Origin of the sequence: Brevundimonas sp., assembly GCF_019636155.1 — a bacterium.
Lineage (GTDB): Bacteria > Pseudomonadota > Alphaproteobacteria > Caulobacterales > Caulobacteraceae > Brevundimonas.
Genome location: NZ_JAHBYB010000003.1, coordinates 185,657 through 200,465, shown reverse-complemented (window position 1 = coordinate 200,465; position 14,809 = coordinate 185,657). Strand labels below are relative to the sequence as shown.

Below are 14,809 nucleotides of genomic sequence, written 5' to 3'. Positions count from 1 at the left end.
AACGGCGAGGTTCTGCGCCCTCCATGCGTATCGTACTGGCCACCGACGCCTGGGAGCCCCAGGTCAACGGCGTCGTCCGCACCCTGACCCGCACCATCGCGGAATGCCGCGCCATGGGCCATGAGGTCGAGGTCGTCGAGCCCAGCCAGTTCAAGACCATCCCCTGCCCCACCTATCCCGAGATCCGCCTGGCCCTGGGCGCCGAGGAGGAAATCCGCGAACGGCTGCGCGCCTTCGCGCCCGAGGCGGTGCATATCGCCACCGAAGGCCCCATCGGCATCGCCACGCGGCGCATCTGCGTGGAGTGGAAACTGCCCTTCACCACCAGCTACCACACCAAATTCCCCGAATATGTCTCGGCCCGGTTCCCGATCCCTGTCGGGGTCGGCTACGCCTATATGAAGTGGTTCCACAAGCCGTCGGGCCGGCTGATGGTCGCCACGCCGACGCTGCGGGACGAGCTGGTCGAACACGGCTTCCGCAACGTCTCGCCCTGGTCGCGCGGGGTGGACACCGAACAGTTCAACCCCGACCTGCCGCGCATCTACGACGAACTGGGCGGCAAGGACTGGCCCCGGCCCTTCTGGCTGAACGTCGGCCGGGTGGCGGTGGAGAAGAATATCGAGGCCTTCCTGGAGACCGACCTGCCCGGGACCAAGATCGTGGTCGGCGACGGCCCGGCCCGGGCCGAGCTGCAGGAAAAATATCCCGAGGCGAAATTCCTCGGCGCCCGGTTCGGCGAGGAGCTGGCCCGCTGCTTCCGCGACGCCGATGTCTTCGTGTTTCCCAGCTGGACCGACACCTTCGGCCTGGTGATCCTGGAGGCCATGGCCACCGGCACCCCGGTCGCCGCCTATCCGGCGCATGGGCCGATCGACATCATTCCGGGGTCCGGGGCCGGCGCCATCGGCGACGATCTGAGGACCGCCTGCCTGGAGGCGCTGAAGTGCGACCGGGGTGATGTCCGGGCCTATGCCGAGAAATTCAGCTGGCGCGCCTCGGCCGAACAGTTCGTCGAGAACCTTCAGCCCTATCCCGAGCCCGAGAGCGGCAAATTCTGGCGCCGCCTGCGCCGCATCGCCCGCCTGCGCCGCCGGGCGGCCGCCTGAACGCGCTTAGCGCCGCGTCAGCACCGTCCGCATCAGGCAGGAGAAGACCAGGCGGCCGCCCTCGTCCAGCAGGTCGTGCTGGGCGATGACGATGCCCTTCTCGTCGCCCACCGGGTCCTTGCCCATCACCGTCAGCCGCCCGCGCAGCAGCTCGCCGACGGGCGGATTGCGCATGAAGCGCAGGCCGTCGACGGCCAGCACCTTGGTCTGGGCCCAGCCCGCCGCCTTCTCCGCCGCCAGCCGGCTCCACAGGGCATAGACCATGGCGTCGGGCGCGCCATAGGCCGGGTCCCATCCGGGGGCGAACCGCTCGATGAACAGGTCCAGCCCGGCCTGATCGACCGCGCAGGCCCCCAGGGGGATGACCTGGCCGACGCCAAGATCCTCGAAATGGACGTTCAGGGTTCCGCTCATCGGCCGCCTTTCGTCAGGCGGGCTCCTCGGACACCCGCACCAGCAGCTTGCCGTCATGGTCGCCGGTGAACAAGCGGTTCAGCGAGGTCAGGGCGCCTTCCAGCCCGTCATCGACATGGACCTTCCACTTGACCTGGCCGCTGGCCAGCCAGGGCCCCATCTCGGCGACCATCTCCCTGGCGCGCGACTGATAGTCCAGCACCAGGAAGCCCTGGACGTGCAGCCGGTGGGTGATCAGCCGCGAGAAGTTGGGCGAAGGCGGCATCTGGGTGGCGTTATAGGCCGAGACCAGGCCGCACACGGCCATCCGCGCCCCGATGTTCAGCCGGTTCCAGACGGCGATCATGATGTCGCCGCCGACGTTCTCGAAATTCAGGTCGACGCCGTCGGGCGCCAGGCGGTCCAGGGCCGCGCCGACATCCTCGTTCTTGTAGTCGATGGCCGCGTCGAACCCCAGTTCGTCGGTCAGCCAGGCGCATTTCTTCGGGCCCCCGGCGATGCCGATGACCCGCGCGCCCTTCTGTCTGGCCACCTGGCCGGCGATGGAGCCCACCGCCCCGGCGGCGGCCGAGATCACCATGGTCTGGCCCGGCTGGGGCCGCAGCACATCGGTGACGCCGAAATAGGCGGTCATGCCGGTCATTCCCATCACCGACATGTTCGCCGTCAGCGGCAGGCCCGGCGCCCGGTGCACCCGCGACACGGCGGCCTCGTTGACCACCCCATAGTCGGCCCAGCCCCCGGCGGCGGTGCTGACGATGTCGCCCACGGCCCAACGTGTGGATTTCGACGCCTCGACCACCCCCAGGGTCAGGCCGCGCATCACGTCGCCCAGGCCGACCGGCGGCAGATAGCCCTCGGAATCGTTCATCCAGGTGCGGTTGGTCGGGTCCAGCGACAGATAGACGGTGCGGATCAGCACCTCTCCGTCCCGGATGTCGGGGATCGGCGAGGAGACCAGTTCCAGGTCGCCGTCCTGGATTTCGCCCTTCGGCCGCTGGCGCAGCACCCACTGACGGTTCATCCGGCTCATGGCGATCTCCTCAAACGGACGGGGCGTTTTCTTTGTGGACGCGCATAGGGCCCGAGCCGCGCGCCCCTGTCGAGGGCGCGGCGAAGAAAAAGGCGGGCTCGTGAGAACCCGCCTGTGAAGTGGCATCATCGAGAATGAGGCGCGGAGGCGACAGACCAGCTGTGGCCGGTCTCAAGTCGGGGGGGCGTCGCCGCCTCCGCAAACCCTATAACCGGGGCGGCGCGAAACGGTTCCCGGCGCGCGCGAATTTTTCGTCGCCCTTGTCGAACGACGCCCGGCCCCCGACCGCCGGCGGAACGGCCACGCTGGGGGGACGTTGAAGCCCCAGCATTCCTCAAGCCGTTCGCGGAGACCGCCATGACCCACGACAATCCCCACGACCGCGCCGCCGACGCGGTGCATGAAGGCCGCCCGGTCGAGGCCCAGTATGTGCGCCAGGGCCGGGGCGGCGTCCGCATCCTGACGATACTGATCGTCTCGGCGGGGGCGGCGGCGATCCTGCTGCTGGGCATGTGGCTGGTCAGCCATGGCGGCTTCGCCCGCACCAACGCCAACAACGGGGCCCAGGCCGTCGATGTCGCCGCCTTCCACGACGACGTCGCGACCCCGCCCGCCGCCGACGCCCCGACGACCGCGACGGGGCGGCCGACCAGCCCGCCGACCGGCGAGGCGCCCAACGTCAATGCGCCGGCGGTAACGCCTTCGGCCAACTGACGCGCCCCAGCAAAAAGGCCCCGGTCGAAACCGGGGCCTTTTCAGCATCGAGCAGAACGAGGGGGCGTCAGGCCGCCTCCTTGCGCCGCGCCGGATGGAAGAAGAGGGCCTGGCTGATGGCCGCCTTCACCGTTTCGGGCTGGAAGGGCTTGGTGATCAGGAAGGTGGGCTCGGGACGCTCGCCGGTCAGCAGCCGCTCGGGGAAGGCGGTGATGAAGATGACCGGAACGTCGATCCGCTTGAGGATGTCCTTGACCGCGTCGATGCCGGACGAGCCGTCGGCCAGCTGGATGTCGGCCAGCACCAGGCCAGGCCGCTGGCGGGCCACGGCGTCCACGGCCTCGTCGTGGGTGGTGGCGGTGGCCGCGACGCGGTGACCCAGTTCGCGCACCAGGCTTTCGATGTCGGCCGAGATGATGGCCTCGTCCTCGATGATCAGGACGTCGGTGGCCAGTTCGGCGTCGATGTCGGCCTGGGCCTCGCCGATCAGACGCTCAACCTCGCTGGGCTGGGCGTCCAGGATCTGGGCCGCCTCGGACGGGGTGAAGCCTTCCAGCGCCGTCAGCAGGAAGGCCTGGCGCGAGCGCGGGGCGATCCGCATCAGGCGGCGCGCGGCGTCGTCCTGGGCCTCCAGCCCGCTGGCGTCCTCCAGCCGGGCGCCGGTGGACGACCAGATGGTGTGGAAGACGTGATACAGCGCCACGCGCGGCGTCATCTCGGGCGACAGCTGCCGCTCGCCGGCCGCCAGGGCCTCCAGGGCGACGCGGACATAGTTGTCTCCGGTGGTCTGGTCGCCCGTCAGGGCGCGGGCGTAGCGGCGCACATAGGGAAGATGCGGCGCAAGTCTGGCCAGAAGGCTCATGGATAGGGTCCCCGACAATAAGAAGCCGCCCGTGCGGCGGTCCCACAGTCAAGCCCAACGCGTCCATGGCGACCGGGTTCCATCATGCGGCGCCAAGCTTCAGCATATTTTTCCCGATCCTCCGGAACCTGTCGCCGGGACCGACGTTGCAGCGGTCTGAAGTAAGGCCCGCGGGGGCGGTATCGGGGTGGCGACGACCAGACCATGGCGAATGACAAAGACACGCGGCGCAAGCCCGACGAAGGTCCCGGGCTTGAAGAAGCCCGGCTGCGCCAACAGGCCATAGGGGTCAAGCTGCGGCGGATGTTCGACGATGTCGTCAACGAGCCGGTTCCCGACGAATTCCTGGAAATCCTCAAACGCGCCGACAGCAAGTCGGGAGGCGGCGCATGAGCGTGCGCTCAGGCCCGCGGCCGCCTTCCGCCGATGATGAGGCGTTCAAGCGCGAGCTGGTCACCCTGATCCCCCATCTGCGGGCCTTCGCCCGGACCCTGACGGGCGACCCGACGGCGGCCGACGACCTGGCCCAGGACGCCATGATGAAGGCCTGGGACGCCCGCGCCTCCTATCAGATGGGCACCAATATGAAGGCCTGGACCTTCATGATCCTGCGCAACCAGTTCTATTCGGAAAAGCGCCGGTCCTGGCGCCAGTCGCAGCTGGACCAGGAGGCGGCCGAACGCACCCTGGTGGCCGTCGACGATCCCGAGGCGCCGGTGGCCCTGGACGAACTGCGCCAGGCGCTGAAGACCCTGCCCGAGGAACAGCGCGAGGCCCTGATCCTGGTCGGCGCCGGCGGTTTCGCCTACGAGGAGGCGGCCGAGATCTGCGACTGCGCCGTCGGCACGGTCAAGAGTCGCGTCAGCCGCGCCCGCAAGGCCCTGCAGGCCACCCTGGAACGCGGCGGCTATGACCGCGACGGCCAGGCCGCCGGGGACGCCATGCGCTCTATCCTGGGCGAGGCAGACCGCCTGAGCGGCAACAGGCAGGGCTGAGGCCGTGCTGCGCCTGGGCCGGTCGTTCGGCCGGTCCCTCGGCGGTTCGTTCGGTCGGTCCTGGGCGCGGAGACTGGCGGCGCCGAGGTTCCAGGGCATCCGCTTCCGCCTGGGCGTGGCCATGGCCTTCGCCCTGCTGCCGGTCCTGATCCTGTCGATCGTCCAGATGCAGGCGGATTTCCGCAAACAGTCCCTGGAGCGGACCCGGGATCTGCAGCTGGCCGCCGCCCGTTCTTCGGTGGCCGCCAAGGCGCGGCTGGACGGGGCGGTCGTGCTGATGGAGGCCCTGACGCCCGAGTCCCTGGGCCCTTACTGCAGCCCGCGCCTGGCCGCCCTGACCCAGAGGCTCGAGGGCTATCAGGCCATCTATCGGTTCTCTTCGACCGGGGCCGCGGTGTGCGCCTCGCGTGCGCCATTGGCGGCCAATACGCCGGAGGTGGTGCGCGCCCGCTCCTGGTTCCGTCGCCTGAGCCAGGGCGAGCACACGGTCATCAGCCGGTCCCAGCGGCGCATGGCCGACGGACCCTCGCTGGTCGTCGCGGTCCGGGCCGAGCGGCCGATGGGCCGGTTCGACGGCGTCATGGCGGCGATCATCCCGCTCAGCGGCCTGCAGCCCGACGTGACCGACCCGGCCCTGCCCCAGGGCGCCGCGGCGGCCCTGACCGACGCCGAGGGCAATGTCCTGACCGCCACCGACCCGGCCGCCTTCCAGGTCCGCGAAGGCCGGCTGGCCGGCTGGCCCGGCCGGGCCCGATCCGGCCGCGAGGCGGTGTTCGAGGCGGACACCCTGGGGGGCCAGCATCGGGTCTACAGCGGCGCCGCCCTGGCCGGGGGTGACGTCTATGTCCTGCTGTCGGCGCCGGCGCCCAACATCTGGTCCTGGGCGGTGCTGAACCCGATCGGCAACCTGGTCCTGCCGCTGGCCGCCTGGCTGACGGCCTTCGCGGCGGTGATGCTGGTCTCCGAGCGGGTGGTGGTGCGCTGGCTGGACTATCTGGAGCGGATCGCCGCCATCTACGCGCGGGGCCGTTTCACCGTGCGCCCGACCCAGGCGGTCAACGCCCCGACCGAACTGCGCGTCCTGGCCTCCACCCTGGGCGACCTGGCCGACACCATCACCACCCGCGACCAGGCCCTGATGGAGTCCCTGTCCGAGAAGGACGCCCTGATGCGGGAGATCCATCACCGGGTGAAGAACAATCTCCAGATCATCTCCTCCCTGCTGTCGATGCAGCAGCGGACCCTGGTCGACGCCCCGGCCAAGGCGGCCATCGGCGACACCCGCCAGAGGATCGCCGCCCTGGCCCTGATCTACCGCACCCTCTATCAGAGCGCGGACCTGCGCTATGCGGACGCGCGCATCTTCCTGAACGACCTGGTGGGCCAGCTGGTGGCCGGAGAGGCCCTGCGCGGGCCGGTGGTGACCAGTTCGGTTGAGTCCGACACCCTGGTGATCGATCCGGACAAGCTGGCGCCCCTGGCCCTGTGGGTGGTGGAGGCGGTGTCCAACGCCCACAAACACGCCTTCGCCGGCCGCGGCGGACGGCTTCAGGTGCGGTTCAAGGTCAGGGGCGACGTCAGCGTGCTGGAGGTCCAGGACGACGGGCCGGGGCCGCTGGCCGGACATGCGGCGGGGGTCGGGCGCGTGCTGATGGGGGCCTTCGCCAAACAGCTGCGGGGCGAAGCCGAACTGGTCGCGGCGCCGGGCGGCGGGGCCATCGCCCGCATGACCTTCGCCACGCCCGAGGCGGTGGTTCCCGCGGACCCCGGCGAGCGAGAGCCCAAGGGAACCTGACGGCGGCGTGGCCGTTTCTCCAGCCGAAGCCGCCCCGCGGCGACCAAAGGAGCCTGGATATGCGCAAACTGTTCGTTCTCTTCGCCGCCGCGGCCGCCCTGACCACGGCCGCCTGCAACACCATCTCGGGCGTGGGCCGCGACGCCTCGGCCGCCGGAGACGCCGTCACCGGCGCGGCGGAAGACGCCAAGAACTGATCGAACTCCCCGACTTCGAACCCAGGCCCCGCCGGTCCGCCCGGCGGGGCTTTTCAATTCCGCCCCAGGCCTTGCGCGGCCGCCCGGATTCCCGCCTATTCGCGTTCGACAGCGCCCGGCAGAGGCGCACGGGCGGCGTCGCGGGGAGGCGAAATGGCCGACAAGGAACAAGAGGCCGAGGCGCAGGGGGCCAAGGCCAGGGGGCCGGGGCTGCGCACGGTGGTGGTCGCCTCGGCGGCGGGCACGGCGTTCGAATGGTATGACTTCTTCATCTTCGGTTCGCTGGCGACCCTGATCGCGCGGCATTTCTACGCCGAGGTGGGCGAGGCGACCGGCTATATCCTGGCCCTGCTGACATTCGGCGTCGGCTTCGTGGTGCGGCCCCTGGGGGCCCTGGTGTTCGGCTGGTTCGGCGACCGCACCGGGCGCAAGACCACCTTCCTGGTGACCATCACCCTGATGGGGGTGGCCACGGTGATCATCGGCCTCCTGCCCGACTACGGCCAGATCGGCATGGCGGCGCCGGTCCTTCTGCTGCTGATGCGGGTGCTTCAGGGGTTCGCCCTGGGCGGGGAATACGGCGGGGCGGCCATCTATGTGGCGGAACACGCCCCGGCCGGACGGCGCGGCTTCCTGACCGGCTGGATCCAGACCACGGCCGCCCTGGGGCTGATCGCGGCCCTGGGGGTCATCCTGATCACCCGTCTGGTCGTGGGGTCCGAGGCGTTCGACGCCTGGGGCTGGCGCATCCCCTTCCTGCTGTCGGCCGTGCTCCTGGCCATCTCGCTGTGGATCCGGCTGCGACTGAACGAAAGCCCCGCCTTCCAGCGGATGGAGGCCGAGGGCGGCGCCCGCCGGACCCCCTATCGCGAGGCCTTCCTGACCTGGCGCAACGGCCGGATCGTGCTGCTGGCCCTGGCCGGGATCATGTTCGCCCAGGGGGCGGTCTGGTACTGCGGCTATTTCTACACCCGCTTCTTCATGGAGCGGGTGCTGAAGATCGAGGTGGCCACGGTGGATCAGCTGGTCCTGGCCATCACCGTGGCCTCGGCGGGCCTCTATGTCTTCTTCGGCTGGCTGTCGGACCGGGTGGGGCGCAAGCCGGTCATGCTGTTCGGGATGATCCTGGCCCTGGTCGCCTTCTTCCCCGGCTTCCACGCCCTGACCCGCGCCGCCAACCCGGCCCTGGCCGAGGCTCAAGGCCGCGCACCGGTCGTCGTGGTCGCCGATCCGGCCGCCTGCGCCGTCCAGTTCGACCCGGTCGGCAAGGCCGCCTTCTCCAGCTCCTGCGACATCGCCAAGAGCATCCTGTCCAACGCCGGGATCGGCTATGACAATGTCGCGGCGGCGCCCGGCGCCGTGGCCGTGGTCCGGATCGGCGAGACCCAGGTATCCTCGATCGAGGGGGCGGGGCTGGACACGGCCGGGCTGAAGGCCGCCCGCGCGGATGTGGAGGGGCGGGTCAAGGCCGCCCTGGCCCAGGCCGGCTATCCCGAACGAGCCGATCCGGCGCGGCTGAATTTCGGGCTGACCTTCGCCATTCTGATGATCTTCATCGTCGCCGCCACGGCCCTCTACGGCCCCCAGGCGGCGGCCCTGGTCGAGCTGTTCCCCACGCGGGTGCGCTATACGGCCATGAGCCTGCCCTACAACATCGGCACCGGCTGGGTCGGCGGCCTGCTGCCGGCGGCCAGCTTCGCCCTGGTGGCCTGGTCGGGGAACATCTATTTCGGCCTCTGGTATTCGATCGCCTTCACCCTGGTCTCGGTCATCGTGTGCCTGATCTGGCTGCCCGAGACGCGGCTCAGGGACCTGGACGCCATCGAGACCTGATCCGGTGACCGCCGCCGCCCCCCTGCCGTCCGGCCAGCGCCTGATCACGGTCGACGCCGTGCGCGGCCTGGCCCTGTTCGGGGTGCTGCTGGTCAATCTGTTGTGGCATGCGGACATCGTCATTCCCGGCCGGGTCCTGGCCCGCCTGCCCACCAGCGAGATCGACGTCTGGCTGGATCCGGTCCTGCGCTGGCTGTGGGAAGGCAAGGCCCAGGCCCTGTTCAGCCTGCTGTTCGGCTTCGGCTTCGCCCTGATGTTCGCGCGGCTGGAGGCGGCCGGCGCCCCGGCGGGGCGGATATACCTCCGGCGACTGCTGGTGCTTCTGGCCCTGGGTTTCGCCCACCTGTCCTTCGTCTGGTATGGCGACATCCTGCACAACTACGCCCTGGCCGGTCTGGCGCTGATTCTGTTCCGGCGCGTCCCGACGCCGTGGCTGATCGGACTGGGCCTGGTCCTGGCCCTGTTCAGCGCCGCGGCCGGCGACCTTTGGCTGGCGCTCCAGCCGGGGCTGGAGGCGCGGGTGGACGAGGCCTCGCGCCTGGGCCGGGCCGCCCGCTGGGCCACCTGGCAGGGAAACGATTACGGCCTCTATGTCGCCCAGATGATCCAGGCCAACTGGCGCGAATATCTGACCGCGCCCGAGTTCCCGGCCCTGACGGCCACGGCCCTGGGGCGGTTCCTGCTGGGGGCGGCGATCTTCCGCCTGGGCTGGCTGTCCGACCCCGACCGGGCGCGCGGCCTGGCGCGGCGCGCCCTGGCCTGGCTGGCGCCCACGGGACTGGTCCTGGCTGGGCTTCAGCCCCTGGTCGATGCGACCGGATGGGCCGCCGGCGACGGCCTGCTTCTGGCCCTGGGGGTGGTCAATCACGCGGCGGAACTGGTCCTAGGCCTGGCCTGGGCGGCCGCCGTGGTCTGGCTGGCGCGCGGCGGAGTCCTGCAGGGGCTGGCGGCCGTCGGTCGGATGGCCCTGACCAACTATCTGATGCAGAGCCTGGTCTTCCTGTTCGTGCTCTACGGCTTCGGTCTGAACTGGCTGAGATACGACGGCGCGACCTTCGCCCTGGCCCTGGCCCTGGTCATCTTCGCCGCCCAGGTCGGGTTCAGCCGCTGGTGGCTGGCCCGGTTCCGGTTCGGCCCGGCCGAATGGGTCTGGCGCGCCCTGACCTATGGCCGGGCGCCGCCAATGCGCCTGTCGTGCGTTTGAGCTAGGACCGAAGCCGCAAGATCCCAAGGAGACCGCCATGGCCGACGCCCGCGCCGCCGGACTGAACCTTCTGCGCCAGCACGCCCTGATCGCGGGCGAGGCGGTGACGGCGGACAAGACCATCGCCGTCGATGATCCGGCCACCGGCGAGATCATCGGCCATGTTCCCAATCTAGGAGCCGCCGAAACCGAGCGCGCCATCCAGGCCGCCCATGACGCCTTCGGCGGCTGGTCCCGGTCGGACCCGCACGGCCGCGCCCGCATCCTGCGCGACTGGGCGCGTCTGATCGACGACAATACCGAGGCGCTTGGCGCCCTGATGGCCCTGGAAAACGGCAAGCCCTTCGAGGAGGCCAAGGGCGAGGTCGCCTATGCCAACGGCTTCATCAAATGGTTCGCCGGCCAGGCCGAGCGGCTGATCGGCGAGACCCAGGACAGCCCCCTGGGCCATGTCATCCTGACCTTCCGCCAGGCGGTGGGGCCGTGCGCCCTGATCACCCCGTGGAACTTCCCCGCCGCTATGCTGACGCGCAAGCTGGGTCCGGCCTTCGCCGCCGGCTGCACCGCCGTGGTCAAGCCGGCCAGCCAGACCCCCTTCACCGCCCTCGCCCTGGCCGAGCTGGCCTATCAGGCCGGCGTGCCCAAGGGGGCGCTCAGCGTCGTCACCGGCGATGCGGCGACCATCGGCGGGGTGCTGACCGCCTCGCCCCTGATCCGCAAACTGTCCTTCACCGGATCGACCCCCGTGGGCCGGCTGCTGGCCGAACAGTGCGCCCCGACCCTGAAGCGGCTGTCGATGGAGCTGGGCGGGGCGGCGCCCCTGATCGTGTTCGAGGACGCCGACATCGACCAGGCCGTGGCCGAGACGATCAAGGGCAAGTTCCGCAACTCGGGCCAGACCTGCGTCTGTCCGAACCGGGTCTATGTCCATGCCTCGGTCGCGGACGCCTATGCCGAGCGCCTGGCCGCCCAGGTGGCCCGGATTCCGGTCGGCCCGGCCTTCGACCCCGGCGTTAAGGTCGGCCCCCTGATCGAGGACAAGGCGCTGGACAAGGTCGAGGATCACCTGCGCCGCGTCACCGGCTCGGGGGCGCGGGTTCTGACGGGCGGCGAACGCCACGCCCTGGGCGGGCGCTTCTTCCAGCCGACCGTGACCCTGGGCGGCGACGATACGCTGTTCCGGGCCGAGGAGACCTTCGGCCCCCTGATCCCGGTCTTCCCGTTCGAGACCGAGGCCGAAGTCATGATGAAGGCCAACGACAGCGACTTCGGCCTGGCCTCATACGTCTTCACCCGCGACCTGGACCGGGCCATGCGCGTGGCGCGCGGGATCGAGGCGGGGATGTGCGGGGTCAACACCGGCCTGATCTCGACCGCCGTGGCCCCGTTCGGGGGGGTGAAACAGTCCGGCTATGGCCGCGAAGGCTCGATCCACGGCATCGACGAATATGTCGAGATCAAACAGGCGACCCTGGCGCTGCGATAGAATCCGTCCGCCTGGGGCCGCAAATGGGCTATAGGCGCGCGCCATGACCTATGCCGTCACCGTCCTGACCATGTTCCCCGAGGCCTTTCCCGGCCCGCTGGGGGTGTCGCTGATCGGCACGGCCTGGCGCGAGAAGGGGCTGTGGAGCCTGGATACGGTTGACATTCGGGCCTTTTCCACAGATACGCGCGGCTTCCTGGACGACACCCCCGCGGGTGGCGGTCCCGGAGCCGTGCTGAAAGCCGATGTGGTGGCCCGGGCTGTCGACAGCCTGACCGGCCCGAAGCGTCCGCTTCTGTATATGAGCGCCCGGGGCAGGCCCCTGACCCAGGCGCGCGTTCGTGAATGGGCCAAGGCGGACGGCATTGTCGTCCTGTGCGGCCGGTTCGAGGGGGTGGACCAGCGGGTGCTCGACGCCCGGGGGTTCGAGGAGGTCGCCGTCGGCGACGCGGTTCTCGCCGGCGGCGAGGCGGCGGCCATGGTGGCGATCGAGGCGTGCGTAAGACTGATCCCCGGAGTGCTCGGTTCAGGCGACAGCCTGTCGTCCGAGAGTTTCGAGGACGGGCTTCTGGAGCATCCGCAGTACACGCGACCGCGGACGTTCGAGGGGCTCGAGATACCCGAGGTGCTGCTGTCGGGCGATCACAAGCGGATCGACCAATGGCGCCAGGCGCAGCGGGAGACGACCACGCGGGAACGGCGCCCTGACCTCTGGGCCGCGCATTCCGCCAACTTACAGCTAAAGGGCGCAAAAGCCCGAGGAGAATGACATGAACATCGTCCAGCAGCTCGCTGCCGAAGAAAAAGCCCGCCTGCTCGAAGGCAAGACCATCCCCGAATTCCAGCCGGGCGACACCCTGCGCGTCAACGTCCGCATCAAGGAAGGCGAGCGCGAACGCATCCAGGCGTTTGAAGGCGTCTGCATCGCCCGTGACGGCGGCGGCGTGAACGAGACCTTCACCGTCCGCAAGATCTCCTTCGGCGAGGGCGTGGAGCGCCGCTTCCCGATCCTGTCGCCGAACGTCGAATCCATCGAGGTCAAGCGCCGCGGCGTCGTGCGCCGGGCCAAGCTCTATTATCTGCGCGACCGTCGCGGCAAGTCGGCCCGGATCGCCGAGCGCCAGACCCAGCGCGCGCCCAAGGGCGTGGTCGTGCCGGAAACCGGCAAGGCCGAAACCCCCGGCGACGAGGCCTGATCCCAGGCCCATCGACCCCGGATTTGAAGAAGGCCCCGGATCGCTCCGGGGCCTTTTTCGCATCCGTCAGACGACGCCCTCAGGCCAGACGACGCCGGCCGGTCCAGACCGCACCGGCGCCTGCCAGAAGCAGGCCCATCAGGATCATGGCCCATTCCGAAAGTGTCGGCACGACGGCCGTCAAGGCGGAGGAAAACGTGGGGAAGGGGCCCACCGTGTTGGGCGTGATCTGCACCGGTCCGCCGCTGGTGGCGAAGCTTACATAAGGCGCAAAACCGTTGGTGGCGGTGGCTATGACGGGCGCCGTCGGTAGCGCCAGGTCCAGACCCGGCGCCGTGGCGCCGAAGAAGGCTTCGTTGAGGCCCGTATCGCCGCCGCCGACAACTCCAATGCCGATCACGCCGCTGCCGCTGCTGTCGAAATCCGACCGCATTTCATAAAGAGCGGGAGAGGTCAGGGCGCAACCACCCGAACAGGCCGTGCCCGCGATGGTCACCGTGCCGCTGGTGATCGGATTGATCGTCCCGCCGCTTGTCGTGGCGGTAGTGTCGCCCTGAAGGACGAAACTATAGGCCTGGTTGGCGAAGGGCGCGCCATTGACGGTCCCTGAGCCTTCGCCGGAGTAGGTATAGGTGATGGGCGCCGCATTGGCGGTTCCCGCGATCAGCAGGCCCGCCGCGACGGCCAGCCCCGCAACCATACCCTTGCGCATCACATTTTCCCCCAATGTCAGGCGATTGAATGCGCCGCATATCGTCGAAATTCAAGCGTTGGCGCTGTCTGGGGCGGGCCTCAGCTCAGCTCCGCCTCCAGGGCCGACAGACGCGCCGCCTGGTCCTCGGCGATCAGGGCGTCCAGCAGGGGGTCCATCTCGCCCTCCAGCACCTGCGGCAGGCTGTGCAGGGTCAGGCCGATACGGTGGTCGGTCACCCGGCCTTGCGGAAAATTGTAGGTGCGAATGCGCTCGGACCGGTCGCCGGATCCGACCTGCGACTTGCGTGCGTCGGACCGGGCCGCGTCCTTGGCCTGGCGCTGCTGGTCATACAGGCGGATGCGCAGAGCCTTCATCGCCTTGTCGCGGTTCACGTGCTGGGACTTCTCCGAGCTGGTGGTGACGATGCCGGTGGGCAGGTGGGTGATGCGCACCGCCGAATCCGTCTTGTTGACGTGCTGGCCGCCTGATCCCGACGCCCGGAAGGTGTCGATGCGGATGTCCTTGTCGTGGATCTCGATCTCCACGTCCTCGACCTCGGGCAGGACGGCGACGGTGGCGGCCGAGGTGTGGATGCGGCCGCCCGCCTCGGTCACCGGCACGCGCTGGACCCGGTGCACCCCGCTTTCGAACTTCAGCCGGCCGAACACCCCGTCGCCGGTGACGGTGGCGATGATCTCCTTGTAGCCGCCGGCGTCGCCTTCGGAGACGCTGTCGACCTCGACCCGCCAGCCGCGCGTGGCCGCATAGCGGGAATACATGCGGAACAGGTCGCCGGCGAACAGGGCCGCCTCGTCGCCGCCCGTCCCGGCCCGCACCTCCAGAACCGCGCTGGCGTTCTCGTCCGCATCGCGCGGGGCCAGCAGCAGGGCCACTTCGCGCTCCAGCTCCGGCAGCCGGGTCTTCAGGGCCGCCAATTCCTCGGTCGCCATCTCGGCCATGTCGGGATCGGCCGCCATGGCTTCCAGATCGGCCATTTCGGCGCGGGCGCGGGCCAGGCCCAGGACGGCGTCGGCCACCGGCTTGATCTCGGCATGCTCCTTCGACAGGCGCACGATCTCGGCCCCGTCCGAGGCCGCGCCCATCCGCGCCTCCACCTCGTGGAAGCGGTCGAGCACCTGATCGAGCCGGGCCTGGGGCAGTCGCAAGGGCGGACATCCTGAAAGATCGAAGGCGCTTCCTAACGGTCGGCCGCGCCGGTGTCGAACCTGTGATCGCAACCGGCGCCGTATCCGGGCCATTGTCGTCTCCGGCGGCGC

16 protein-coding genes are annotated in these 14,809 nt (G+C 69.8%); 11 read left to right on the top strand and 5 right to left on the bottom strand.

Annotated features, from left to right (window positions below):
- Positions 1-23: 23 nt before the first annotated feature.
- Entirely contained in the window at positions 24-1,109 is a 1,086-nt protein-coding gene (locus KF910_RS04900; protein ID WP_292259223.1) for a glycosyltransferase family 4 protein, read from the top strand.
- Positions 1,110-1,115: 6 nt separating this feature from the next.
- On the opposite strand, the gene KF910_RS04895 is transcribed toward KF910_RS04900, so the two are convergent.
- Both KF910_RS04895 and KF910_RS04890 read right to left on the bottom strand, forming a co-directional pair.
- Positions 1,116-1,523, bottom strand: a complete 408-nt coding sequence (locus KF910_RS04895; RefSeq protein ID WP_292259221.1) for a MaoC family dehydratase — start codon at positions 1,521-1,523, stop codon at positions 1,116-1,118.
- A 13-nt stretch (positions 1,524-1,536) separates the two neighbouring features.
- Positions 1,537-2,556 carry an NADP-dependent oxidoreductase gene (locus KF910_RS04890; RefSeq protein WP_292259219.1) on the bottom strand — a complete coding sequence of 340 codons (1,020 nt, stop codon included), beginning with the start codon at positions 2,554-2,556 and terminating at the stop codon, positions 1,537-1,539.
- 357 nt (positions 2,557-2,913) lie between these two features.
- On the opposite strand from KF910_RS04890, the gene KF910_RS04885 reads away from it, so the two are divergent.
- A complete protein-coding gene (locus tag KF910_RS04885) occupies positions 2,914-3,270 on the top strand; it encodes a hypothetical protein (protein WP_292259217.1) in 357 nt (118 codons plus the stop codon).
- 67 nt (positions 3,271-3,337) lie between these two features.
- Here KF910_RS04885 and KF910_RS04880 read toward each other — a convergent pair whose 3' ends face one another.
- A complete protein-coding gene (locus KF910_RS04880; protein ID WP_292259216.1) occupies positions 3,338-4,132 on the bottom strand; it encodes a response regulator in 795 nt (264 codons plus the stop codon).
- Positions 4,133-4,336: 204 nt separating this feature from the next.
- Here KF910_RS04880 and KF910_RS04875 point away from each other — a divergent pair, with 204 nt between their 5' ends.
- The 9 genes from KF910_RS04875 to rplS all read left to right on the top strand — a co-directional run bounded on the left by KF910_RS04875 (position 4,337) and on the right by rplS (position 12,838).
- Positions 4,337-4,525, top strand: a complete 189-nt coding sequence (locus KF910_RS04875) for a NepR family anti-sigma factor (RefSeq protein ID WP_292259214.1) — start codon at positions 4,337-4,339, stop codon at positions 4,523-4,525.
- On the top strand, positions 4,522-5,127 hold the full coding sequence (locus KF910_RS04870; RefSeq protein ID WP_292259213.1) for a sigma-70 family RNA polymerase sigma factor: 606 nt from the start codon (positions 4,522-4,524) through the stop codon (positions 5,125-5,127). Before KF910_RS04875 ends, KF910_RS04870 begins: the two co-directional genes overlap by 4 nt.
- A gap of 4 nt (positions 5,128-5,131) precedes the next feature.
- Positions 5,132-6,922, top strand: a complete 1,791-nt coding sequence (locus KF910_RS04865; protein ID WP_292259200.1) for a sensor histidine kinase — start codon at positions 5,132-5,134, stop codon at positions 6,920-6,922.
- Positions 6,923-6,981: 59 nt separating this feature from the next.
- Positions 6,982-7,119 (top strand): entericidin EcnA/B family protein, encoded by a 138-nt coding sequence (locus KF910_RS04860; protein ID WP_292259198.1) that lies wholly within the window; start codon positions 6,982-6,984, stop codon positions 7,117-7,119.
- Between the two features lie 153 nt (positions 7,120-7,272).
- Positions 7,273-8,952: an MFS transporter gene (locus KF910_RS04855; protein ID WP_292259196.1), complete on the top strand. Its 1,680-nt coding sequence runs from the start codon at positions 7,273-7,275 to the stop codon at positions 8,950-8,952.
- A 4-nt stretch (positions 8,953-8,956) separates the two neighbouring features.
- Positions 8,957-10,156: a DUF418 domain-containing protein gene (locus tag KF910_RS04850; RefSeq protein WP_292259194.1), complete on the top strand. Its 1,200-nt coding sequence runs from the start codon at positions 8,957-8,959 to the stop codon at positions 10,154-10,156.
- 37 nt (positions 10,157-10,193) lie between these two features.
- On the top strand, positions 10,194-11,642 hold the full coding sequence (locus KF910_RS04845; RefSeq protein ID WP_292259193.1) for an NAD-dependent succinate-semialdehyde dehydrogenase: 1,449 nt from the start codon (positions 10,194-10,196) through the stop codon (positions 11,640-11,642).
- 43 nt (positions 11,643-11,685) lie between these two features.
- Entirely contained in the window at positions 11,686-12,411 is a 726-nt protein-coding gene (gene trmD / locus KF910_RS04840) for a tRNA (guanosine(37)-N1)-methyltransferase TrmD (protein WP_292259192.1), read from the top strand.
- Between the two features lies 1 nt (position 12,412).
- Positions 12,413-12,838: a 50S ribosomal protein L19 gene (gene rplS, locus KF910_RS04835; protein WP_292259190.1), complete on the top strand. Its 426-nt coding sequence runs from the start codon at positions 12,413-12,415 to the stop codon at positions 12,836-12,838.
- Positions 12,839-12,917: 79 nt separating this feature from the next.
- On the opposite strand, the gene KF910_RS04830 is transcribed toward rplS, so the two are convergent.
- Both KF910_RS04830 and prfA read right to left on the bottom strand, forming a co-directional pair.
- A complete protein-coding gene (locus tag KF910_RS04830) occupies positions 12,918-13,550 on the bottom strand; it encodes an IPTL-CTERM sorting domain-containing protein (protein WP_292259188.1) in 633 nt (210 codons plus the stop codon).
- 80 nt (positions 13,551-13,630) lie between these two features.
- Positions 13,631-14,698 carry a peptide chain release factor 1 gene (gene prfA / locus KF910_RS04825; protein ID WP_292259186.1) on the bottom strand — a complete coding sequence of 356 codons (1,068 nt, stop codon included), beginning with the start codon at positions 14,696-14,698 and terminating at the stop codon, positions 13,631-13,633.
- Between the last annotated feature and the right edge of the window lie 111 nt (positions 14,699-14,809).